General features: G+C 61.7%; 17 protein-coding genes. 8 read left to right on the forward strand and 9 right to left on the reverse strand.

Translation table 11 applies throughout. From position 1 onward, the window contains the following. Positions 1-34: 34 nt before the first annotated feature. Positions 35-610, reverse strand: coding sequence for an ANTAR domain-containing response regulator (locus HKK57_RS17945; protein WP_029298254.1), 576 nt, complete (start codon positions 608-610; stop codon positions 35-37). 13 nt (positions 611-623) lie between these two features. Continuing rightward, positions 624-1,850: a CmpA/NrtA family ABC transporter substrate-binding protein gene (locus HKK57_RS17950; protein WP_029298252.1), complete on the reverse strand. Its 1,227-nt coding sequence runs from the start codon at positions 1,848-1,850 to the stop codon at positions 624-626. 245 nt (positions 1,851-2,095) lie between these two features. Between HKK57_RS17950 and HKK57_RS17955 the strand changes: the two genes are divergently transcribed. From HKK57_RS17955 to HKK57_RS17970, 4 genes are all read left to right on the forward strand, one after another. Further along, positions 2,096-2,971, forward strand: coding sequence for a secretin N-terminal domain-containing protein (locus HKK57_RS17955; RefSeq protein WP_237150382.1), 876 nt, complete (start codon positions 2,096-2,098; stop codon positions 2,969-2,971). 192 nt (positions 2,972-3,163) lie between these two features. Further along, on the forward strand, positions 3,164-3,547 hold the full coding sequence (locus HKK57_RS17960; RefSeq protein WP_237150381.1) for a winged helix-turn-helix domain-containing protein: 384 nt from the start codon (positions 3,164-3,166) through the stop codon (positions 3,545-3,547). Continuing rightward, positions 3,544-4,008 (forward strand): lytic transglycosylase domain-containing protein, encoded by a 465-nt coding sequence (locus tag HKK57_RS17965; RefSeq protein WP_070995174.1) that lies wholly within the window; start codon positions 3,544-3,546, stop codon positions 4,006-4,008. The genes HKK57_RS17960 and HKK57_RS17965 overlap by 4 nt, the downstream gene beginning before the upstream one ends. A gap of 90 nt (positions 4,009-4,098) precedes the next feature. After that, positions 4,099-5,124, forward strand: coding sequence for a quinone-dependent dihydroorotate dehydrogenase (locus HKK57_RS17970; RefSeq protein ID WP_029298245.1), 1,026 nt, complete (start codon positions 4,099-4,101; stop codon positions 5,122-5,124). 128 nt (positions 5,125-5,252) lie between these two features. Here HKK57_RS17970 and rmf read toward each other — a convergent pair whose 3' ends face one another. Then, positions 5,253-5,468 carry a ribosome modulation factor gene (rmf, locus tag HKK57_RS17975; protein ID WP_002553055.1) on the reverse strand — a complete coding sequence of 72 codons (216 nt, stop codon included), beginning with the start codon at positions 5,466-5,468 and terminating at the stop codon, positions 5,253-5,255. A gap of 534 nt (positions 5,469-6,002) precedes the next feature. Between rmf and rlmKL the strand changes: the two genes are divergently transcribed. Together rlmKL and HKK57_RS17985 are read left to right on the forward strand one after the other, a co-directional pair. Further along, entirely contained in the window at positions 6,003-8,273 is a 2,271-nt protein-coding gene (gene rlmKL, locus HKK57_RS17980; protein WP_057439518.1) for a bifunctional 23S rRNA (guanine(2069)-N(7))-methyltransferase RlmK/23S rRNA (guanine(2445)-N(2))-methyltransferase RlmL, read from the forward strand. A gap of 135 nt (positions 8,274-8,408) precedes the next feature. Next, positions 8,409-10,808, forward strand: a complete 2,400-nt coding sequence (locus HKK57_RS17985; RefSeq protein ID WP_154906801.1) for a sensor domain-containing diguanylate cyclase — start codon at positions 8,409-8,411, stop codon at positions 10,806-10,808. A gap of 217 nt (positions 10,809-11,025) precedes the next feature. Here the strand turns inward: HKK57_RS17985 and dacB are convergent, their stop codons facing one another. Continuing rightward, positions 11,026-12,486 carry a D-alanyl-D-alanine carboxypeptidase/D-alanyl-D-alanine endopeptidase gene (gene dacB, locus HKK57_RS17990; protein WP_029298225.1) on the reverse strand — a complete coding sequence of 487 codons (1,461 nt, stop codon included), beginning with the start codon at positions 12,484-12,486 and terminating at the stop codon, positions 11,026-11,028. A gap of 237 nt (positions 12,487-12,723) precedes the next feature. Between dacB and HKK57_RS17995 the strand changes: the two genes are divergently transcribed. After that, a complete protein-coding gene (locus HKK57_RS17995; protein WP_003219101.1) occupies positions 12,724-13,068 on the forward strand; it encodes a YggL family protein in 345 nt (114 codons plus the stop codon). A gap of 51 nt (positions 13,069-13,119) precedes the next feature. Here the strand turns inward: HKK57_RS17995 and HKK57_RS18000 are convergent, their stop codons facing one another. After that, complete coding sequence (locus tag HKK57_RS18000) at positions 13,120-14,310, reverse strand: benzoate/H(+) symporter BenE family transporter (RefSeq protein WP_029298221.1); 1,191 nt, start codon at positions 14,308-14,310, stop codon at positions 13,120-13,122. A gap of 354 nt (positions 14,311-14,664) precedes the next feature. Between HKK57_RS18000 and HKK57_RS18005 the strand changes: the two genes are divergently transcribed. Continuing rightward, complete coding sequence (locus HKK57_RS18005; protein ID WP_029298219.1) at positions 14,665-15,429, forward strand: GntR family transcriptional regulator; 765 nt, start codon at positions 14,665-14,667, stop codon at positions 15,427-15,429. 123 nt (positions 15,430-15,552) lie between these two features. Here HKK57_RS18005 and guaD read toward each other — a convergent pair whose 3' ends face one another. The 4 genes from guaD to xdhA form a co-directional block, all read right to left on the reverse strand. After that, on the reverse strand, positions 15,553-16,857 hold the full coding sequence (gene guaD, locus HKK57_RS18010) for a guanine deaminase (RefSeq protein WP_169390507.1): 1,305 nt from the start codon (positions 16,855-16,857) through the stop codon (positions 15,553-15,555). Between the two features lie 7 nt (positions 16,858-16,864). Beyond that, positions 16,865-17,707, reverse strand: a complete 843-nt coding sequence (xdhC, locus tag HKK57_RS18015; protein ID WP_169390508.1) for a xanthine dehydrogenase accessory protein XdhC — start codon at positions 17,705-17,707, stop codon at positions 16,865-16,867. 115 nt (positions 17,708-17,822) lie between these two features. Then, complete coding sequence (gene xdhB / locus HKK57_RS18020) at positions 17,823-20,222, reverse strand: xanthine dehydrogenase molybdopterin binding subunit (protein ID WP_169390509.1); 2,400 nt, start codon at positions 20,220-20,222, stop codon at positions 17,823-17,825. Continuing rightward, a complete protein-coding gene (gene xdhA, locus HKK57_RS18025; protein WP_092231814.1) occupies positions 20,215-21,663 on the reverse strand; it encodes a xanthine dehydrogenase small subunit in 1,449 nt (482 codons plus the stop codon). Before xdhA ends, xdhB begins: the two co-directional genes overlap by 8 nt. Between the last annotated feature and the right edge of the window lie 178 nt (positions 21,664-21,841).

Below are 21,841 nucleotides of genomic sequence, written 5' to 3' on the forward strand. Positions count from 1 at the left end.
GTCAGTGTCTGAAAGGTGTGTCGGTGCCGCTATCTCAGCCCAACAACTCACTCATGGCAATAATCTGCTCCGCTACCTGGATCAGCTTTTGCTGGCGGCTCATGGCCTGGCGGCGCATCAGGGTGTAGGCCTGTTCCTCGTTGCAGTCTTTCATTTTCATCAATAGGCCCTTGGCCAGCTCGATGCGCTTGCGTTCTGCCAGTTGCTGGTCGCGGGCTATGAGTTGCGCGCGCAAGGCCTGGTCGCTCTCGAAGCGCGCCATGGCGACATCGAGGATCGGTTGCAGGCGCTGGGCCTGGATGCCTTCGACGATATAGGCACTGACCCCGGACTTGATTGCCTGGCGCATCACGCCGGGGTCATGTTCGTCGGTAAACATCACGATGGGCCGGGGCTGGTCGCGGCTGACCAGCACCACCTGCTCCATCACATCGCGGCCGGGTGATTCGGTATCGATCAGAATCACATCCGGGCGCACCGTTTCGACGCGCGCCGGCAGGTCGATGGTCAGGCCCGATTCATCGATCACTTCAAAGCCGGCCTCGGTCAGCGCGCTCTTGAGGCGCCCGACTTTGCGCGGGGTGTCATTGATCAGCAGGATTCGCAACATGGGTGGCCTCCCGTCAGCGCAAGGCGTGGCGGACGACATCGTCGGCCAGGGCGTGCAGGCGGAAACTGCGGGCGTAGCCGGCCGGGTCCGAGCCATCCCAGACCTTGCCGTCGATCAACTGGCTGCTGCGCATTTCTTCGGCCTTGGTCGCCACGCCCACGGCGCTTGCGGCTTGGCGATACAGATCCAGTTGCTGCACCTGACGGGCAACGGCGTGGTAATCGGGGTCTTCACGCAACAGGCCCCAGCGGCGGAATTGGGTCATGAACCACATGCCATCGGACAGGTACGGCAGGTTGACCTCGCCCCCGCCATGAAAGCGCAGCGCGTGTACGTCTTGCCAGTGGTTACCCAGGCCGTCGTCATAGATGCCCAGCAGCCGCGGTTCGATGCAGTCGAGTGGCGCGTCCAGGTAATCCCTGGCGCTAAGCAGTTGCGCGGTGGAGCGCCGGTTTTCGAGGCTGTCGTCGATAAAACGGCTGGCTTCCAGAACCGCCATCACCAGCACGCGTGCGGTGTTGGGGTATTGCTCGACAAACGCCTGGGTGCAGCCCAGGACTTTTTCCGGGTGGTCCGGCCAGATCGCCTGGCTGGTGGCAAGGGTGAAGCCCTGGTTCTGCTGCACCGCGCTGGCACACCAGGGTTCGCCGACGCACAGGCCGTCGATCCGTCCGGCTTGCAGGTGCGCGACCATTTGCGGCGGCGGGACCACCACACTCTCGACATCCCGCAGCGGGTGAATGCCCTGGCTGGCCAGCCAGTAATACAACCACATGGCATGGGTACCGGTAGGAAAGGTCTGGGCGAAGGTGAGTTTTGTCCGACTTTGGTGCACCTTGCGCTCCAGTGCCTCAGGACTGGTCACACCTTGTTGTTGCAGGCCCTGGGACAGGTTGATGCCTTGGCCGTTCTGGTTCAGGCCCATCAGCACCGCCATGTCGGTTGCAGCGACGCCGCCGATGCCCAGGTGGACCGCATAGATCAGGCCGTACAGGCTGTGGGCGGCGTCCAGTTCGCCGCTAACCAGCTTGTCCCGCAGCCCGGCCCACGACGACTGGCGCTTGAGGTTCAAGGTCAGGCCATACGGTTGGGCAAACCCCTGCGTCGCCGCGACCACCAGCGAGGCGCAATCGCTCAAGGCCATGAAGCCCAGGTCGAGGCTGCTCTTTTCCGGGGCATCGCTGCCGTTGACCCAGGCCAGGGGATTGGTTGCCTGGCTGTAGCCGACCTGATCACTCATCAACACCTACCTTCTGTGTGAAAAAAGGCGTCGCTCCGTAGGGTGTCTTACAAGCCACCTGCGGTAACGACGCCTTTGTCCTTGAGCCCGTTCCGTCATTGGCGCGGGCTGCCCTGGGCAAGGTAAAGCAAGGCACATGCCACGGCGTGTGGCATGGGGTAGGCCGTCAGGCTTTCATCAAGATTGCGCCGTGGGGGCCTTTCACTATGGCGGCCCTTCAGGCAACACCGTCCAGGAAACCCAGCGTGCTCCTTGCCCGATTTACCACAGCGACCGTCCAGGGCCTTTTGCAGCGCTGGCTGCTGGGCGCTCTGCTGATGCTCAATGCCTTGCCGGCGATGGGCGAGTCCTATCTGGCGTGGGACGAAAGCCTGCAAGGCTTCTTCGGTCGGCTTGCGGTGCCCCTCGGCCAGCCCATCGTGGTCAGCAAGTTGGCGGCGGGCAAACGTATCAGCGGGCAGTTTGATTTTGCCAACGCGCAAGCCGTCCTCGAGGCCGTGGCGTTGCAGCATGAATTGATCTGGTACAGCGACGGCCAGGTGCTGCATCTCTACGACGCTGGCGAGGCCAAGAGTTCCGGGGTGGCCCTGCGGCACATGACGGTCGACCGCCTGCGCGACGTCATGGGGCGTTCGGGGCTCGACGAGGCGCGCTACCCCCTGCGCAAGGCCGGCCCCCGTCTGTTTTACGTGTCGGGGCCCGCCAACTATGTCGATCACGTCATGCGCCTGGCCCAGTTGATGGACCGCCCGCGCCCGGCGCGGCGTGAGGACATGCAAAGAGTCGGGGTCATCCAGGTGCTCAACGCCGATGTAGCAGACCGCCAGTACGACAGGGGCGCGCAGACCATCACCGTACCCGGTCTCGCCACGCTCCTCGAGAAGCGGCTCGCCGAACTGGGTGGCAAGGCGCGCACCGGCATCACGGTGATTGCGTATCCGCAGGTCAACAGCCTGTTGATCAGTGGCAGTGAGCAGCAACTAAGGATGATCAGGGAACGGGTGGCGGAACTGGATGTGCCCCCGCGTTCTTTTGCCCAGGGGCAGGGCGCTTCGACATCCCTGAGCGCCGATCAGTACGAACGTGTACGGCGCGCGTTTGCCCGGGTAGGTGAGCAGTAGCGCCAGGCTTCGAAATTTCCTACGCAAAACTCCTGCAAAACTTCGACGCATCGGGCTTTTTCCTAACGTGAAATTGATGACGGGTTTCTATAGTCGCGCCTCTCCCAGACGGTGCGTGACGCAATCCTCAGGCGCCGTGAATGCCCGCAGACAGGTACAGAGGTTTGAATGGTTGTTGCAGTTGAGGGCTTGATGACGGCGTCCCTCGCCTTTGGTCAGTGGACGTTGCAGGAGGATGGCAGGCTGACCACCGAAGGTCGCGACATTCAGCTACCGCCCAAAGAGAGTCACGTGTTGCGCCTGTTGTTGACCACGCCTGGGGTGCTGGTCACCAAGGATTGCCTGCTGGAGCATGTCTGGCCGGATATCGACGTTGCCGAAGAATCCCTGACCCGCTGCATCTACTCATTGCGCAAGCAACTGGAGGGCGATCGTGGGTTGATCGCAACGGTGTATGGCCGCGGTTATCGTTTCAATGGCCGGGTGCGGGTGGTCGCGTGCCCTGGGCTGGTGCAGGCGGTGCGGTCACACACCGCTGTGTGCCCGGCCTGTGGATGGTGTGGTGAGCGGGTATGAGGCGTGCTTGCCGGCTGGGACTGATGTTATTGAGCCTGGGTGGAGTCGGTCAGGCCCAGGCGTATTGCTGGGCCGAGGCCGCCCGCCAGTACGATATCGAGCCAGAGCTGTTGCAGGCGATTGCCGCAGTAGAGTCCGGCTACCGCGCCGAAGCCATGAACCACAGCAACAAAAATGGCACCCGCGATATTGGCCTGATGCAAATCAACAGCATTCATCTGCCACGCCTGCTTAAACAGGGGATTACCGAACAACGGTTATTGGATGAACCGTGCCTGTCGGTGGAGGTGGGGGCATCGATCCTGGCGGCTTTTATCAAGCAGTTTGGCTACAACTGGACCGCCGTGGGCGCCTATAACGCCGGGCCGGGAGCCGGGGCCGAACGTGATGAATTGCGCCTGCGCTATGCGCGCAAGATCTGGGCGCGCTACGAAGAGTTGATGGCCTCCCGCAGGGGATGATCGACCGGCGGTGTGCCATGCCTCGCGCGCACCCGCCACCCCGGCTATAATCGCCGCCACCTTTCGCCGCCATCCGAGTCAAGCCCGCCCATGTATACCCTGGCCCGCCAGCTGTTGTTCAAACTCTCCCCGGAAACTTCCCACGATCTGTCCCTGGACCTGATCGGCGCGGGCGGCCGCCTGGGGCTCAATGGCCTGGTGTGCAAGGCGCCGGCGCAAATGCCGGTCTCGGTGATGGGGCTCGACTTCCCCAACCCGGTTGGCCTGGCCGCCGGCCTGGACAAGAACGGCGCGGCCATCGACGGCTTTGCGCAACTGGGGTTCGGGTTTGTGGAGATTGGCACGGTCACGCCGCGCCCGCAGCCGGGTAATCCCAAGCCGCGCATTTTCCGCCTGCCGGAAGCCGAGGCGATCATCAATCGCATGGGCTTCAACAACCTGGGCGTTGACCATCTGCTGTCGCGGGTGCAGGCCGCCAAGTACAAGGGCATCCTGGGGATCAATATCGGCAAGAACTTCGATACCCCGGTGGAACGTGCGGTGGATGACTACCTGATCTGCCTGGACAAGGTTTACGCCCACGCCAGCTATGTGACGGTCAACGTCAGCTCGCCCAATACCCCGGGCCTGCGCAGCCTGCAGTTTGGCGACTCCCTCAAGCAACTGCTCGAGGCCTTGCGCCAGCGCCAGGAAGACCTGGCGGTGCGCCATGGCAAGCGTGTGCCGTTGGCGATCAAGATCGCCCCGGACATGAGCGACGAAGAAACCGTGCTGGTGGCCCAGGCCCTGGTGGATTCGGGGATGGACGCGGTGATTGCCACCAACACCACCCTCAGCCGTGCTGGCGTTGAAGGCCTGGCCTACGGTGACGAGGCCGGTGGGCTTTCCGGCGCGCCAGTGCGCGACCAGAGCACCCATATCGTCAAGGTGCTCGCGGCCGAGCTGGCCGGGCGTTTGCCGATCATCGCCGTGGGCGGGATCACCGAGGGCAAGCACGCCGCCGAGAAAATCGCCGCGGGCGCCAGCCTGGTGCAGTTGTACTCCGGGTTTATCTATAAGGGGCCGGCGTTGATTCGCCAGTCGGTGGACGCCATCGCGGCCTTGCCAAAACCCTGACGCGAACGTCCGGCCATAAAAAAGGGCTCCTCGAAGGAGCCCCTGGGCCGAAGCCCGCCGCCCGGATGGGGCGTGCGTGGTTAAGTCGTTACATTCTTCAAGGTGGTTGTCGGAATTAAGTGCCCTGATTAGCCGACGGCGTGAAGTTCGTTGAGTCTGTGGATCCCCGCAGTGCCGGTCATACCGTCCCAGTTGTCGCCGCGTCCTTCGCGCCACCCGTTAATCCAGGCCTGGCGTACCGACGGTAGAGTAAATGGGCAAAGCTCACGGGATTTGCCATGAACGCCATACTGATATCCGCGTAAAAATGCTCTTTCCAACGGATCACGCTTAAGTCTTCTCATAGGGTGTTTCCCTCACTTGTTGACTGTCTTGATATCCTTCGACCTCATCCGAGGCCGGGCAGAGTTTTTCTGCCGTTGGTGCGGCTCGCTGCCGGCGTGGCGAGCCAATGTGTCAGCGTCGTTGCGGCGCTAACCTGTGTTGAGTTCTAACCAATAGGTCACATGGATTCAATGATCGTTTTGTCATAAGCACGTAACGATAACGATGCTATAGCCATAAGCTGGGATGGCTTTTCGCCCCTTTTTTTGGCCAAAGCCAGCTATGATGTGCCCTGTATAGAGGATGGGTTTAATCCTTTAGTGAGAATACCCGCCGCCTGCAGTCGGTTATTATTCGACGAAGGGTCGGAATATTTCCTTTTGTTGCAAAAATTATCTCTCTGCCCCGGCAATCAAGGCCCACAAAGCCTGGACGCCGGGGTGGAACGGCACACATTCGTGCCACGCGAGCGCTCTTCAAGAAAAGCGCTTGATTGAAAATCGAACGCGCGATGCGTCGCCCGTTCAATTATTGCTGAAAAGCCTGGAATGCCCATGTCGGACCGTTACGAACTCTTCCTCACTTGCCCCAAGGGCCTCGAAGGCCTGCTGATCGAGGAAGCCGTCGGGCTTGGCCTTGAAGACGCCCGCGAGCACACCTCGGCCGTGCGCGGCATGGCCGACATGGAAACCGCCTACCGCCTGTGCCTCTGGTCGCGCCTGGCCAACCGTGTGTTGCTGGTGCTCAAGCGCTTCCCGATGAAGGACGCCGAAGACCTGTACCACGGCGTACTGGATATTGAATGGCAAGACCATATGGTCCCCGATGGCACCCTCGCGGTGGAATTCAGCGGCCATGGCTCGGGCATCGACAACACCCACTTCGGCGCGCTGAAGGTCAAGGATGCGATTGTCGACAAACTGCGCACCCCGACCGGCGAACGCCCGTCCATCGACAAGATCAACCCCGACCTGCGCATTCACCTGCGCCTGGACCGTGGCGAAGCGATCCTCTCCCTCGACCTGTCCGGCCATAGCCTGCACCAGCGCGGTTACCGCCTGCAGCAGGGCGCCGCACCGTTGAAGGAAAACCTCGCGGCGGCGATTCTGATTCGTGCCGGCTGGCCGCGCATTGCCGCAGAAAACGGCGCGCTGACGGACCCGATGTGCGGCGTCGGTACCTTCCTGGTGGAAGGTGCGATGATTGCTGCGGACATGGCGCCCAACCTCAATCGCGAGCAGTGGGGCTTCACCGCCTGGCTCGGCCACGTGCCGGCGTTGTGGAAAAAACTCCACACCGAGGCCAGCGAACGTGCCGCCATCGGCATGAACAAACCGCCACTGTGGATCCGTGGCTACGAAGCTGACCCGCGCTTGATCCAGCCTGCGCGCAACAACATCGAGCGTGCCGGCCTGAGCCACTGGATCAAGATCTACCAGGGCGAAGTCGGTACCTTCGAGCCGCGCCCGGACCAGAACCAGAAAGGCCTGGTCATCTGCAACCCGCCGTACGGCGAGCGCCTGGGTGACGAAGCCAGCCTGTTGTATCTCTACCAGAACCTCGGTGAGCGTCTGCGCCAGGCGTGCATGGGCTGGGAGGCGGCGGTATTCACTGGCGCACCTGACCTGGGCAAGCGCATGGGGATCCGCAGCCACAAGCAGTATTCGTTCTGGAACGGCGCGTTGCCGTGCAAGCTGCTGCTGATCAAGGTCAACCCGGACCAGTTCGTGACCGGCGAGCGCCGCACCCCGGAACAGCGCCAGGCCGAACGTGAGCAAGCCGCTTACGATCAGGCCCCGACCGAGCCGCAAGAGCGCCAGTACAACAAGAACGGTAACCCGATCAAACCCGCGCCGGCACCGGCTCCGGTGGTCGAGCAGGCGCGCTTGAGCGAAGGCGGGCAGATGTTTGCCAACCGCCTGCAAAAGAACCTCAAGTTGCTGGGCAAGTGGGCCAAGCGCGAGGGTGTCGATTGCTACCGCGTGTACGACGCCGATATGCCGGAATACTCCATGGCTATCGACCTGTACCACGACTGGGTGCACGTCCAGGAATACGTGGCGCCCAAGTCCATCGATCCGGAAAAGGCCTCGGCGCGCATGTTCGATGCCCTGGCTGCGATTCCCCAGGCGCTGAACATCGACAAGAGCCGCGTAGTGGTCAAGCGCCGCGAGCGCCAGAGCGGTACCAAGCAGTACGAGCGCCAGAGCGCCCAGGGCAAGTTCACTGAAGTCAGCGAAGGCGGGGTGAAGCTGCTGGTCAACCTGACCGACTACCTGGATACCGGGCTGTTCCTCGACCATCGCCCGATGCGCATGCGCATCCAGAAAGAAGCGGCCGGCAAGCGCTTCCTCAACCTGTATTGCTACACCGCCACAGCCAGTGTGCATGCGGCCAAGGGCGGTGCGCGCAGCACCACCAGTGTCGACTTGTCGAAAACCTACCTGGACTGGGCGCGCCGCAACCTGTCCCTCAATGGTTTTTCCGACAAGAACCGCCTGGAGCAGGGCGATGTGATGGCCTGGCTGGAAGCCAGCCGTGATGAGTTCGACTTGATCTTCATCGACCCGCCGACCTTCTCCAACTCCAAGCGCATGGAAGGCGTGTTCGACGTCCAGCGCGACCACGTGCAGTTGCTCGACCTGGCCATGGCCCGTCTGGCACCGGGTGGGGTGCTGTATTTCTCCAACAACTTCCGCAAGTTCCAGTTGGAGGACAACCTGGGCGAGCGCTATGCCGTCGAGGAAATCAGCGATAAAACCATCGATCCGGATTTTGCCCGTAACCCGAAAATCCACCGGGCCTGGAAAATCACCGCACGCTGATCGACCTTGAAGCCGCGGGTCCGGATTTTTCCGGGTTCGCGGCTTTTTTACGCTGGTCAAAAGTGGGCTCGATGGCTATAACTAATCTCTTAGCCAAAGTGGCGCCCCTGCACGCTGGTGTTTCGAGTTTTGCCTATGCCGTTGCAAGACGTCCGCCCGAAAATACTGGGATTTATCAGCGAACAGGCGTCGGCTTGGCTGGTAGCGTCGGTAGTATTGCTGGTGGGTGTGGTGCTCACCGTTGTGCTGGCGCTGGCCACGGCCGATTTGCATCAGCAGGAAGTCCGCCATCGTTTTCAGTTGTTGGTCAACGAACGCTATAGCCGCCTGGAAGAGCGTTTTGAAGACCAGGAACAGCGTCTGGGCAGCCTGCGGCGTTTTTTCGTCAATTCCAATACGGTTTCCCGTGAAGAGTTCGATGGGTTCGCCCAGCCGTTGCTCATGCGCGCGCGGGCCTATGCCTGGGCGCCACGGATATTTCGCGATCAGCGCCAGGCTTTCGAACAACAAGTGTCACTCCAGCGTGGCGCGCCTTTCTCCATTCGCGAACTGAACGACAACGGGACCCTGCTGCCGGCAGGCGAGCGCGACGAATATGTGCCGGTGTTGTATAGCCAGACCCAAAGCCTGATCGGCTCGCCCCTGGGGTTTGACTTGCTGGCCCAACCACTGCGCCGCTCAACCGTCGAGCGGGCGTACCGGTCCGGGAGCATCGCCGTGTCCCAACCCATGTTGCTGGTGGGTGTGGAGCCGGCGTATGCCATGGGGGTGTTGCTGGTAGCGCCCGTCACCCGGCCGCACACCGCGCAAATGACCTACAACGAACCCTATGGTTTCGTCATGGCGGTGATCAGCATGCGCCAGTTGGTGGCCGACGGCTTGCCCAAGCCCGCGCGGGACAACCTGGTCATGCAGATTGTCGATACTTCCGACACCCAGCAGCGAGTGTTGTACGAGTCGGACAACGCCGTGGCCGATAGCGGCCTGGAGGCGATCCGCCGGCTTACCCTGGGTGATCATGTCTATGCCCTGAGCCTGCGCCCCAGTCAGGTATTTGCCCAGGCCAATCACTCTGCGGTCACCAGTATCCTGGTCATGGGTTGCTTGCTCAGCCTGTTGCTCAGTGCCTTGCTCTACGTGCTGGTCAGCCAGCGCCAGCGGGCGGTGAGGCTGGTACAACAGCGCACCGGGCAATTGCACCAGCGTGAGTATGAGTTGCGCGGCGCCCACGGCCAGTTGCGCAGTGTGCTCAATGCCGCGACCCAGGTGGCAATCATTGCCACGGATCTGCGGGGGGTGATCAACACCTTCAATGCCGGTGCCGAGCAGATGCTGGGTTATCCGGCGCAGCAGGTGCTCGGTCACATGACCCTCGAAAGCCTGCACCTGGCGTCGGAACTGGAAACCCGTGCCATGCAGCTGAGCCAAGCGCTGGGCAAACGGATCATGCCGGGCCAGGCGATGCTGGTGGAGGGGGCCGACAGCCTGCATGAGGCTCGGGAATGGACGCTGGTCCGCCAGGACGGCAGCCAGTTGACCGTGAATATGCTGGCCACGGCATTGCTTGATGACCATGGCTTATGGATCGGACACCTGGCGATCTGCCTGGATGTCACCGAGCAGAAACGCGCCTATGAGGCCTTGGCTGCGCGGGATCGCTTGCTGAAAAAACTCAGTGCCCATGTGCCGGGCGGGATTTTCCAGTTCACCCTGGAGCCCAACGACAACTGGCGGTTTATCTACGCCAGCGACGGTATGCGCGATATCTATGAAATCGATCCGGGGCTGTTGCAACAGGATGCCAAGCAAGTTTTCGAGCGTATTCACCCCCTCGATGCTGAACGCATCCGCGCTTCTATCCGCTTGTCAGCGCTGCAATTGAGCCATTGGCGCGAAGAATATCGGGTGCAACTGCCAGGCCGCGGCCTGCGATGGATCCGTGGCGAGGCGACGCCGGAAGAGTTACCCGGCGGCGGTACCTTATGGCATGGCTACGTGTCGGATATCTCCGATCTAAAGCGGGTGGAGGAGGAGCTGCGGGCGCTGTCGATCACCGACTCATTGACGGGTATCCATAATCGCCGCTACTTCCAGGACCGGCTGAAGGCCGAGATGAGCCGGGTGCGGCGCACAGCGGGTACGCTGGCCGTGATCATGCTGGATATCGACCATTTCAAGCGCATCAATGACCAGCACGGGCACGCTGCCGGGGATGGGGTGCTACAGGAGTTGTGTCGGCGGATCAGCCAGCGTTTGCGCCGCAGCGATGTGTTCTGTCGCCTGGGCGGCGAGGAGTTCATGGTGCTGTGTCCGAACACCGATGGCGTTCAGGCCTACAGCCTGGCAGTTGAATTATGGGAAGTGCTGCGCAGTACACCGATGGAAGGCGTCGGCACCGTGACCGCCAGTTTTGGCGTGGCCAGTTGGCGGGTCGATGACGGTGTGGATGGCTTGTTGTTGCGCGCGGATTCGGCGGTGTACGCCGCCAAGCAAGCGGGCCGGGATCGGGTCGAGGCACAGCCGCTACCCGCCTGATGGGCCGGTTGTGGCGAGCGGGCTTGTTGTGGCGAGCGGGCTTGCCCCGCGCTGGGCTGCGAAGCAGCCCCAAAACCTGCCTTCGCGGTCTATCTGACCTAGCTCAGTGACGCAATGGGGGCTGCTTTGCAGCCCAGCGCGGGGCAAGCCCGCTCGCCACAACAAGCCTGCTTGCCACAGTAAGCCCGCTGGCAAAGCCACAATCACAACAGGCTGTTTATAGGCCCGGTGCAGCCGCCGCCAGCTTCGGCTGGCGATACAGGTCCAGCAATACCTGGTCCAGCACCGATGATGCACCCCACGGCTTCGGATCGTTGAGGATCGCCACCACTGCCCAGGTATTGCCATTGTTGTCGCGGCTGAAGCCGGCAATGGCGCGCACGGTGTTCAGGGTGCCGGTCTTGACGTGGGCTTCGCCGCGCAGGGCCGTGGTTTTCAGGCGCTTGCGCATGGTGCCGTCACTGCCGGCAATTGGCATCGAGCTGATGAATTCTGCCGCGTACGGGCTTCTCCAGGCGGCTTGCAGCATGGTCGCCATTTCCCGGGCGCTCACGCGTTCGGCACGGGACAGGCCGGAGCCGTTTTCCATCACTAGGTGCGGTGCCGTTATGCCTTTTTTCGCCAGCCACTGGCGGACCACGCGTTGCGCGGCCTTGGCATCGTCGCCGTCGGCATCGTTGCGGTATTGCGCGCCGAGGCTGAGGAACAGTTGCTGGGCCATGGTGTTGTTACTGTATTTATTGATGTCGCGAATGATCTCTGCCAGGTCCGGGGAGAACGCACGGGCCAGGACCTTGGCGGTTTTCGGCACCGGGGCCAGTACGTCGCGGCCCTGGATAGTGCCGCCCAGCTCTTTCCAGATCGCCCGCACGGCACCGGCGGTGTAGGTGGCATGGTCGAGCAGCGACAGATACGTCTGCGAGCTGCAGCCGTCGCCCAACTGGCCGCTGACCGTCACGGTGACGCTGCCATCGGCGGCGGTGACCGGGTTGTAGCGCACGTCACCGGTGCACTGCTTGGCGTTGGTGGCCTTGACCTGATTGTCGATCTGGATGCTGGCAATCGGCGGTTCGACCGAAACCAGCACCCGGCCCGAGTCATTGCGGGTGACGAAGCGCAGGGCCTTGAGGTTGACCAGCAGGGCGTCCGGCTTGACCAGGAATGGTTTGTTGGCATCGTTGCCGTCGTCGTTGAATTCCGGCAATTGCGGCTGGATGAAGAAACCACGATCCAGTACCAGGTCGCCGGTCACTTGCTGTACGCCATTGGCGCGCAGGTCGCGCATCAGCAGCCAGAGTTTCTCCATGTTCAACTTGGGATCGCCACCGCCCTTGAGGTACAGGTTGCCCCGCAGGACGCCACCGCTCAGGGTGCCGTCGGTGTAGAACTCGGTCTTCCACTGATGGTTGGGGCCGAGCATTTCCAGGGCGGCATAGGTGGTGACCAGCTTCATGGTGGATGCCGGGTTGACCGAAACGTCAGCGTTGAACACCGTGGCGGTGCCGGGGCCATTGAGCGGAATCATCACCAGGGACAGCGCATTGTTCTGCAGCTTGGCTTTCTGCAGGGCTTCCTGGACTTTAGGTGGCAAGGTGGTATTGATCGGTGCGGCGGTGACGGAGAGGGCCAGGGGCAAGAGGAAACTGGCGAGCAACAATGGACGCAAGGATTTGATCATAAGAAGTAAGACCCTACTGCATAGGAGGGTGAATGTAGCGGGGGCTATGTAAGAAAATCCCCCAGTGGTCATGAAAGTGTCGGCATTATGCCCCAAGGTGGGGCTACTTGTGCCTCAACGATAGCTGCAAATGGTGGTTTTTTTTAGCCCTGACGTGCCACCCGTCTTGGATTGCCGGGCATTCAGCGCCTTAAACTGGTAGAGTGCCGGCCGTTAATACTTAAGAGGATTGTTCCAATGGCGACTAACCGTTCCCGGCGTCTGCGCAAAAAACTGTGCGTTGATGAATTTCAAGAGCTGGGTTTCGAACTGAACCTGGACTTCAAAGAAGGTTTGGACGATGAAGCGGTTGACGCTTTCCTCGAAGCATTCCTGACTGAAGCGATGGACGGCAATGGCCTGGACTACGTTGGCGGTGATGACTTCGGTCTGGTCTGCAAAGCCACCCGTGGTTCGGTCAACGAAGAACAGCGTGCCGCTGTTGAAGCGTGGTTGAAGGCTCGTCCAGAGCTGACCCGCGTTGAAGTCAGCGCACTGCTGGACGCCTGGCACCCAGAAAAGCCGATCAACCCGGCTGTCTGATGGCATGAAAAAGCGACCCGCCCGGGTCGCTTTTTCGTTTCAGGGTAATTATCAGGCCTTGCGCCAATTCAGAATCACCAGCGTCAACACCCCCGCCACAATCCCCCAGAATGCCGAACCGATGGAGAACAGCGTCAGCCCCGACGCCGTGACCATGAAGGTGATCAGCGCTGCTTCCCGTTCCTTGGGCTCATTCATGGCAACGCTCAGGCCATTGATGATCGAGCCAAACAGCGCCAATGCCGCGATCGACAGCACCAGCTCCTTTGGCAGTGCGGCGAACAAGGCCGCCAACGTGGCCCCAAATACCCCGGCGACCCCGTAGAAAATCCCGCACCACACGGCGGCGGTGTAGCGCTTGTTGCGATCCTCGTGGGCGTGGGGCCCGGTGCAGATGGCCGCACTGATGGCGGCCAGGTTGATACCGTGGGAACCAAACGGGGCCAGCACCAGCGAGGCCAGGCCGGTGGTGGTGATCAGCGGTGAGGCCGGCACGTCGTAGCCATCGGCACGCAGGACCGCGACCCCCGGCATGTTCTGCGAGGTCATCGCCACCACGAACAGCGGAATTCCGATGCTGATGGTCGCCGCCAGAGAGAAGTGCGGCGTGGTCCATACCGGCGTCGCCACTTCCAGGCTGAACCCGCTGAAATCCAGCAGCCCCATCAGCCCGGACAAGGCAGTGCCGATCAACAGTGCGGCCAGCACCGCATAACGGGGCGACAGGCGCTTGATGATCAGGTAGGTAAAGAACATGCCCAGCACCAGGGCGGTGCGGTGCTGCGCGGCGACGAAAATCTCGCTACCGATCTTGAACAGAATCCCGGCCAGCAGCGCGGCGGCCAGTGAAGCGGGAATCTTCTTGACCAGCTTTTCAAAGCTGCCGGTGAGGCCGCAGATCGTCACCAGCACCGCGCAGGTGATATAGGCGCCGATAGCCTCGCCGTAGCTGACCCCGCCCAGGCTGGTAATCAACAGTGCCGCGCCGGGGGTCGACCAGGCGATGGTGATGGGCGTGCGGTAACGCAGGGACAAGCCGATGCTGCACACCGCCATGCCGATGGAAATTGCCCAGATCCATGAGGAGATTTGCCCGGTGGTCAGGCCGGCAGCCTGGCCGGCCTGGAACATCAGCACCAGCGAGCTGGTGTAGCCGGTCATCATGGCGATAAAGCCGGCAACGATGGCCGAGGGCGAAGTGTCGGCCAGTGGGCGCAGGGGCGCCTGGGTCGCGTCGGTCATGGAAAAGTCTTCCTTGTACCCGGCAACTTGTAGGCGCCGGCTTGCGGGCGAAGATCTTCAGCGATGGCGCGGGCATTCTGGTGGAAGGCGGCGCTCTCAGGTTCTTCGCGAGCAAGCTCGCTCCTACAGGGGCATCGGGGCAGCATTGATGGGTGGGGAAATCGTGGAATCAAGCCTAAACTCAAACGTAACTGACTGTTGCAATACAGCCGGCCGCGCAAACAGCCGTACAGTGTGTTGGCGCAACGGGTTGTGTACAATGTGCGCTGTTTTTACGCGATACTTGCCAGCGACCCGCTGTACCTTTATTACAGTCAACGTCAATTCGCCGCCGTTCTCCCGACCCGAGTGCCCATGAACGAACAGTTGCAGCCCCTCAAGAAACAGCCGCGAGCCGGTAAGGCCGGTCGCAGTGGAACCCAGGACGATATCGTTTACGCGCATATCTTCGAGGCCATCCTCGAACAACGCCTGGCGCCCGGTACCAAATTGAGTGAAGAAGCACTGGGCGAGATCTTTGGCGTCAGCCGCACCATCATCCGCCGCGCCTTGTCGCGCCTGGCCCATGAAGGCGTGGTGTTGCTGCGCCCCAATCGTGGTGCGGTCGTGGCAAGCCCTAGTGTCGAGGAAGCCCGCCAGGTGTTCCTGGCCCGGCGTTTGGTGGAGCGGGCGATCACCGAACTGGCGGTGCAGCATGCATCGACCGAAGAGCTGGCCGAACTGCGCCAGATGGTCAACGACGAGCGCGACAGCTTCTCCCGCGGGGACCGCGGCGCGGGTATCCGGCTATCCGGCGAGTTCCACCTGAAACTGGCCGAGGCGGCAAAGAATGCCCCGCTGATCAGCTTCCAGCGCAGCCTGGTGTCCCAGACCTCGCTGATCATCGCCCAGTATGAAAGCGGCAACCGCTCGCACTGTTCCTATGACGAACATACCCAGTTGATCGACGCGATCGAGGCCCGGGACTCGGCGTTGGCGGTGAACCTGATGATGCATCACATGGATCACATCGACAGCAAGCTCAACCTCGATGAGGAAAGCGCGTCGGATGATTTGCATGCGGTGTTCTCGCATCTGCTGCAAACCAAGAAGCCGGGCCGCTCCTCGATCAAGCTGTAAACCCGATCAAACTGTGTAGGCGCTGGCTTGCCAGCGATAGCATCACCGCGGTGTAACAGATACACCGCGGTGCCTGCATCGCTGGCAAGCCAGCTCCTACAGGGTTTTGTGGTGTTCTTTGGGTCAGCGTTGGTGTACCAGATTGCCCGCTGCATAGGTCTGCATCACCGCCCGATCATCCCCCAGCGTCATCAGTACAAACAACGTCTCGGCAATGTTATTGGCCTGCTTCAAGCGATAGCTGAGCAGGGGCGTGGCGTTGTAGTCCAGTACCAGGAAATCTGCATCGGTGCCCGGCTGCAAGGTGCCGATCTTGTCTTCCAGGCGCAGCGCTTTTGCACCGCCCAAGGTCGCCAGGTACAGCGATTTGAACGGGCTCAGCCGTGCGCCCTGCAATTGCATGACCTTGTAAGCTTCGTTCAGCGTCTGCAGCAGCGAGAAGCTGGTGCCGCCCCCCACATCTGTGCCCAGGCCTACGTTGAGTTTGTGCTTCTCGGCCATCGGCAGGTTGAACAAGCCGCTGCCCAGGAAGAAGTTCGAAGTCGGGCAGAACGCCACGGCTGAACCGGCTTCGGCCAGCCGCGCGCACTCGTCGTCGCACAGGTGCACGCCGTGGGCGAATACCGAGCGTTCCCCCAGCAGCTTGTAGTGGTCGTACACATCCAGGTAGCCACTGCGCTCTGGGAACAACTCCTTGACCCATTGCACTTCCTGCAGGTTTTCACTGATGTGAGTCTGCATGTACAGGTCCGGGTATTCCCCCAGCAATTGGCCGGCGAGGGTCAGTTGTTCCGGTGTGCTGGTGGGGGCGAAGCGCGGTGTTACGGCGTAGTGCAAGCGGCCCTTGCCGTGCCAGCGCTCGATCAGCGCCTTGCTTTCCTGGTAGCTGGACTCGGCGGTGTCGGTCAGGTAGTCCGGTGCATTGCGGTCCATCATCACCTTGCCGGCGATCATGCGCAGGTCGAGCTTCTCGGCGGCTTCAAAGAATGAGTTCACCGATTGCGGATGCACGCTGCCGAACACCAGGGCAGTGGTGGTGCCGTTGCGCAGCAGTTCCTTGATAAAGATATCCGCGACTTCTTCGGCGTGGGCCTTGTCGGCGAACTGGCTTTCGCAAGGGAAGGTGTAGGTGTTCAGCCAATCCAGCAGTTGTTCGCCGTAGGCACCGACCATGCCGGTTTGCGGCAGGTGGATGTGGGTGTCGATCAGGCCGGGAGTGATCAGCGCATCCTGGTAATGGGTGATTTCGATGTCGGCGGGCAGCGTCGGCAGCAGGTCGCTGGCGTGCCCGAGGGCACTGATCTGGCCGTTGTCGATCACCAGCAGGCCGTCTTCGAAATACTCATAGGAGGCTTCGATCCCGACGATGGCCGGGTCGGCGAGGCTGTGCAGGATGGCGGCACGGTAGGCTTTGCGAGTCAAAGGCATGGTCGTCTCAATTGATAGCTTGGCTGCGGCGCGAAGCCGGCAGCAGTTTGGCAATGGGTTCGGCACTCGCGGTGTGCTGGCCGAAGTTGGCGTTATAGGTGGCGATGATCTCGCCGGCGATGGAGATGGCGATTTCCACCGGCAGTTTGCCCTTCACCTCGGTGAGGCCCATGGGGCAGCGCATGCGTTGCAACTGTGCGGCCTCGAAGCCGCGCTCACGCAGGCGGTGTTCGAACTTGACGCGCTTGGTCTGCGAGCCGATCAGGCCAAAGTAGGCAAAGTCATTGCGCTTGAGCAGGGCGGCGGTCAGTTCCAGGTCTAGCTGATGATTGTGGGTCATGACGATGCAATAACTGCCGGCGGGCAGGTCGGCAATTTCATCCACCGGCTCTTCGCTGACGATTTTACGCACGCCCTGGGGGATATGCTCCGGGAATTCCTGCTCCCGCGAATCGATCCAGCGCACCCGGCACGGCAGGCTGGCCAGCAGCGGCACCAGCGCGCGGCCGACATGGCCTGCGCCGAATACGGCAATCTGCGCCTGCACCTGGCCCATGGGTTCGAACAGCAGCACGGTCACCCCGCCACAGCACTGGCCGAGGCTGGCGCCCAGGCTGAAGCGCTCCAGGTGGGTGTTGTGCTGGCCACGCACGAGCATGTCGCGGGCGATCTGCATGGCCTTGTATTCCAGGTGGCCGCCGCCGATGGTGTCGAAGGTGTGGGTGGCACTGACGACCATCTTGGAGCCTGAGTTGCGCGGCGTGGAGCCCAGCTCTTCGATGATGGTCACCAGCACGCAGGGCTCGCCCTGGGTTTGCAGGTTGGCGAGGGCACTGATCCAGTTGTTCATGTCTACCTCAACATTTCTGTTGTCAGTTCGGCCGTCATCGCGGGCAAGCCCGCTCCCACAGGGAAATGCATTCCAAATGTGGGAGCTGGCTTGCCTGCGATGGCAGCACCTCGGTCTAGAGCGAAGCCATCTCGGCCTGTGCCTCAACCGCCTTCGCCGTCTGCAACTGCCGCATCTGCTCACAGCCCCACAACACCCGCTCCGGCGTGGCCGGTGCATCGATCTTCGGTTGATGGCGATAGTCACCCAGGCTCGCTACGGCATCCTTGATCGCGCACCACGAGGCAATCCCGAGCATGAACGGCGGTTCACCCACGGCCTTGGAGTGGAACACCGTGTCTTCCGGGTTCTTGCGGTTTTCCACCAACTTCACCCGCAAATCCAGGGGCATGTCCGCCACCGCCGGGATCTTGTAGCTGGCCGGGCCATTGGTCATCAGCTTGCCCTTGTTGTTCCACACCAGCTCTTCCATGGTCAGCCAGCCCATGCCCTGGATGAAACCGCCCTCGACCTGGCCGATATCGATGGCCGGGTTCAGCGAGGCGCCCACATCGTGGAGGATGTCGGTGCGCAGCATCTTGTATTCGCCGGTCAGGGTATCGACGATCACTTCGCAGCAAGCCGCGCCGAAGGCGAAGTAGTAGAACGGTCGGCCCCGTGCCTGGCTGCGGTCGTAGAAGATTTTCGGGGTCTTGTAGAACCCGGTACTCGACAGCGAGACCTGGGCGAAATACGCCTGCTGGATCAGCTCCTCAAAGGTCAGGATCTGCTCGCGCACCCGCACATGGCCGTTGTGGAACTCAACGTCGGCCTCGCTGACGTCGTATTTGCGCGCGGCAAATTCCACCAGGCGTTGCTTGATGGTCTCGGCGGCGTTCTGCGCGGCCTTGCCGTTAAGGTCGGCACCGCTGGAGGCAGCGGTCGGCGAGGTGTTGGGCACCTTGTCGGTGTTGGTCGCGGTGATCTGCACCCGATCGATTTCCACCTGGAAAATCTCGGCCACCACCTGCGCGACCTTGATGTTCAAGCCCTGGCCCATTTCGGTGCCGCCGTGGTTCAGGTGGATGCTGCCGTCGGTGTAGATATGGATCAACGCGCCGGCCTGGTTGAGGAAGCTGGCGGTGAACGAAATGCCGAACTTGACCGGGGTCAGCGCCAGGCCTTTTTTCAGGATCGGGCTGTTGGCGTTATAGCGGCGAATGGCTTCGCGGCGCTCGGCGTATTGGCTGCTGGCTTCCAGTTCGGCAGTCATCTCTTCGAGCATGTTGTGCTCGACGGTCTGGTAGTAATGGGTGACGTTGCGCTCGGTCTTGCCATAGTAGTTGGCCTTGCGCACGGCCAGCGGGTCCAGCGCCAGATGGCGGGCGATGGCGTCCATCACTTCCTCGATCGCTACCATGCCTTGGGGGCCACCGAAGCCACGGTACGCGGTATTGGACGCGGTGTTGGTCTTGCAGCGATGGCCGTTGACCGTGGCGTCGCCCAGGTAATACGAGTTGTCGGAGTGGAACATCGCACGGTCGACAATCGAGTTGGACAGGTCCGGTGAGCAACCACAGTTACCGGCCAGGTCCAGGTTGATCCCGTGCAGGCGCCCGGTGTCGTCGAAGCCCACGTCGTATTCGATATAGAAGGGGTGGCGCTTGCCGGTCATCAGCATGTCTTCGACCCGCGGCAGGCGCATCTTGGTCGGCTGGCCGGTCAGGCGCGCGACCACCGCACACAGGCATGCCGGGCTGGCGGCCTGGGTTTCCTTGCCGCCGAAACCACCGCCCATGCGGCGCATATCGACGACGATCTTGTTCATCGACACGTCCAGCACTTCGGCCACCAGCTTCTGCACTTCGGTGGGGTTCTGGGTGGAGCAGTAGACGATCATGCCGCCGTCTTCGGTGGGCATCACCGAGGAGATCTGGGTTTCCAGGTAGAAGTGTTCCTGACCACCGATATGCAGGGTGCCCTGGATACGGTTTTTCGCGCTCGCCAGGGCGCCTGCCGAATCACCGCGCTGGTGGGTGTGGCTGTCCAGCACGAAGTGTTTTTTGCGAAAGGCCTCGACCACATCCAGCACCGGCTCCAGGTCTTCGTATTCGATCACCGCCGCCATGGCGGCCTTGCGCGCGGTCTCCAGGTCGCGGGCGGCGACGGCCAGCACCACCTGGCCGACAAATTGCACGGTATCGATGGCCAGCAACGGGTCGCCGGGCATCAGCGGGCCGATGTCTTTCAGGCCCGGCACGTCTTCGTGGGTGATGACGATCCGCACACCCTCGAAGGCGTAGCACGGCGCGGTGTCGATACTGAGGATACGGGCGTGGGCGCGGTCGGACATGCGCGCATACAGGTGCAACTGGTTGGGGAATTCCAGGCGGTCATCGATGTACTGCGCTTCGCCCGACACATGCTTGGCGGCGCTGTCATGCTTGACGCTGCGCCCGACCCCGGACGTCAGGTCCTGGGCAAACAGCGTGGCCATTTCGGCTTGGGTTTTTACCACGGCGTGATGATTAGACATAAGCGGTCACCCGAGTCTCGATGTGCGGTGTTTGCAGCTCGATGAAGTATTTACGCAGCAGGTTCTGCGCGCTGAGCAGGCGGTATTCCTTGCTCGCACGGAAGTCCGACAGCGGGGTGAAATCTTCGGCCAGGGCGGCGCAGGCTTTCTCCACCGTGGCGCTGTTCCAGGTGGCGCCGATCAGTACCGCTTCGCAGTGTTGCGCGCGTTTGGGCGTGGCGGCCATGCCGCCGAAAGCCACGCGGGCATCGCTGATCACGCCGTTGTCGAGCTTCAGGTTGAAGGCCGCGCAGACCGCAGAAATGTCATCGTCCAGGCGCTTGGAAACCTTGTAGGCGCGGAACAGCGCATGGCCCTTGGGCACGATGATTTTCTCGATGAACTCGCTGTCCTGGCGGGCGGTGACGCGGTAGTCGATGAAATAGTCTTCCAGGGCCAGGGTGCGGCGCACGTTGCCCTTGCACAGCACGATCTGCGCGCCAAGGGCGATCAGCAGCGGCGGCGAGTCACCGATGGGCGAGGCGTTGCCGATATTGCCACCGAGGGTGCCCTGGTTGCGGATTTGCAGAGACGCGAAGCGGTGCAGCAGGTCGCCGAAATCGGGGTATTCGTGGTGCAACGCGCTGTAGCAGTCGGAGAGGGCGGTGGCGGCGCCGATTTCCAGACGGTCGTCAAAGGTCTCGATGCGTTTCATGGCTTCGATGTTGCCGACGTAAATCATCACCGGCAGTGTGCGGTGGAACTGGGTGACTTCCAGCGCCAGGTCGGTGCCGCCGGCCAGCAGCCGGGCTTGGGGATAGGCGTCGTAGAGGTCGGCCAGGTCGGCGACGGTCAAGGGCACCAGGCAGCGCTTGTCGCCGCTGTTCAGCTCGCCGGTTTGCGTCGGTGCGATGGACTTGAGGCGGGCAATGGTTTGCGCCTCACGGCTGTCGAACTGGTCCTGGGGCTTGTTGCAACAGGCTTGTTCGGCGGCGGCCAGGATCGGGCGGTAGCCGGTGCAGCGGCACAGGTTGCCGGCCAGGGCTTCGTGGGCCTTGGCGCTGTCCGGGGCGTCGCTGTTTTTTTGCAGGGCAAACAGCGACATCACAAAACCTGGGGTGCAAAAGCCGCATTGCGAGCCATGGCATTCGACCATCGCCTGTTGCACGCTGTGCAGTTGGCCCTGGTGCTTGAGGTCTTCGACAGTGATCAGTTGCTTGCCGTGCAGGGACGAGACAAAGGTCAGGCACGAATTGAGGCTGCGATAGCGAATCTGTTCGGCGCCTTGCTCGTCGGTCTGCAGCTCACCCACCACCACAGTGCAGGCGCCACAGTCGCCGCTGGCGCAGCCTTCCTTGGTTCCGGATTTGCCCAGGTGCTCACGCAGATAGTTGAGCACAGTCAGGTTCGGGTCCAGGGCATGCTCGCTACGGAGCTCCTGGTTTAGTAAAAACTGGATCACGGAAGGCCTCGCAGACTCATTATTGTTGTTAACCGCTTTGCGCCGAATCTAGTCATGTCTGACTTTTCGGTCAACGATTTTCTGACCGAAAGGTCAAGAAAGTGCGATTGCAACACCTTTGATTATGGTTCAGATCCTTGTAACCGCCGTTTCAAGCGGTGCCTGGGCTTTATCGTCT

Source organism: Pseudomonas sp. ADAK21, from assembly GCF_012935735.1.
Lineage (GTDB): Bacteria > Pseudomonadota > Gammaproteobacteria > Pseudomonadales > Pseudomonadaceae > Aquipseudomonas > Aquipseudomonas proteolytica.

Coding starts and splice junctions, on each gene's coding strand:
- HKK57_RS17985 (WP_154906801.1), top strand. CDS start 8,409: ATGCCGTTGCAAGACGTCCGCCCGAAAATACTGGGATTTATCAGCGAA.
- xdhC (WP_169390508.1), bottom strand. CDS start 17,707: ATGAACAACTGGATCAGTGCCCTCGCCAACCTGCAAACCCAGGGCGAG.
- rmf (WP_002553055.1), bottom strand. CDS start 5,468: ATGAGAAGACTTAAGCGTGATCCGTTGGAAAGAGCATTTTTACGCGGA.
- dacB (WP_029298225.1), bottom strand. CDS start 12,486: ATGATCAAATCCTTGCGTCCATTGTTGCTCGCCAGTTTCCTCTTGCCC.
- HKK57_RS18000 (WP_029298221.1), bottom strand. CDS start 14,310: ATGACCGACGCGACCCAGGCGCCCCTGCGCCCACTGGCCGACACTTCG.
- HKK57_RS17965 (WP_070995174.1), top strand. CDS start 3,544: ATGAGGCGTGCTTGCCGGCTGGGACTGATGTTATTGAGCCTGGGTGGA.
- HKK57_RS17995 (WP_003219101.1), top strand. CDS start 12,724: ATGGCGACTAACCGTTCCCGGCGTCTGCGCAAAAAACTGTGCGTTGAT.
- rlmKL (WP_057439518.1), top strand. CDS start 6,003: ATGTCGGACCGTTACGAACTCTTCCTCACTTGCCCCAAGGGCCTCGAA.
- HKK57_RS17970 (WP_029298245.1), top strand. CDS start 4,099: ATGTATACCCTGGCCCGCCAGCTGTTGTTCAAACTCTCCCCGGAAACT.
- HKK57_RS17945 (WP_029298254.1), bottom strand. CDS start 610: ATGTTGCGAATCCTGCTGATCAATGACACCCCGCGCAAAGTCGGGCGC.
- HKK57_RS18005 (WP_029298219.1), top strand. CDS start 14,665: ATGAACGAACAGTTGCAGCCCCTCAAGAAACAGCCGCGAGCCGGTAAG.
- guaD (WP_169390507.1), bottom strand. CDS start 16,857: ATGCCTTTGACTCGCAAAGCCTACCGTGCCGCCATCCTGCACAGCCTC.
- HKK57_RS17950 (WP_029298252.1), bottom strand. CDS start 1,850: ATGAGTGATCAGGTCGGCTACAGCCAGGCAACCAATCCCCTGGCCTGG.
- HKK57_RS17960 (WP_237150381.1), top strand. CDS start 3,164: ATGACGGCGTCCCTCGCCTTTGGTCAGTGGACGTTGCAGGAGGATGGC.
- xdhB (WP_169390509.1), bottom strand. CDS start 20,222: ATGTCTAATCATCACGCCGTGGTAAAAACCCAAGCCGAAATGGCCACG.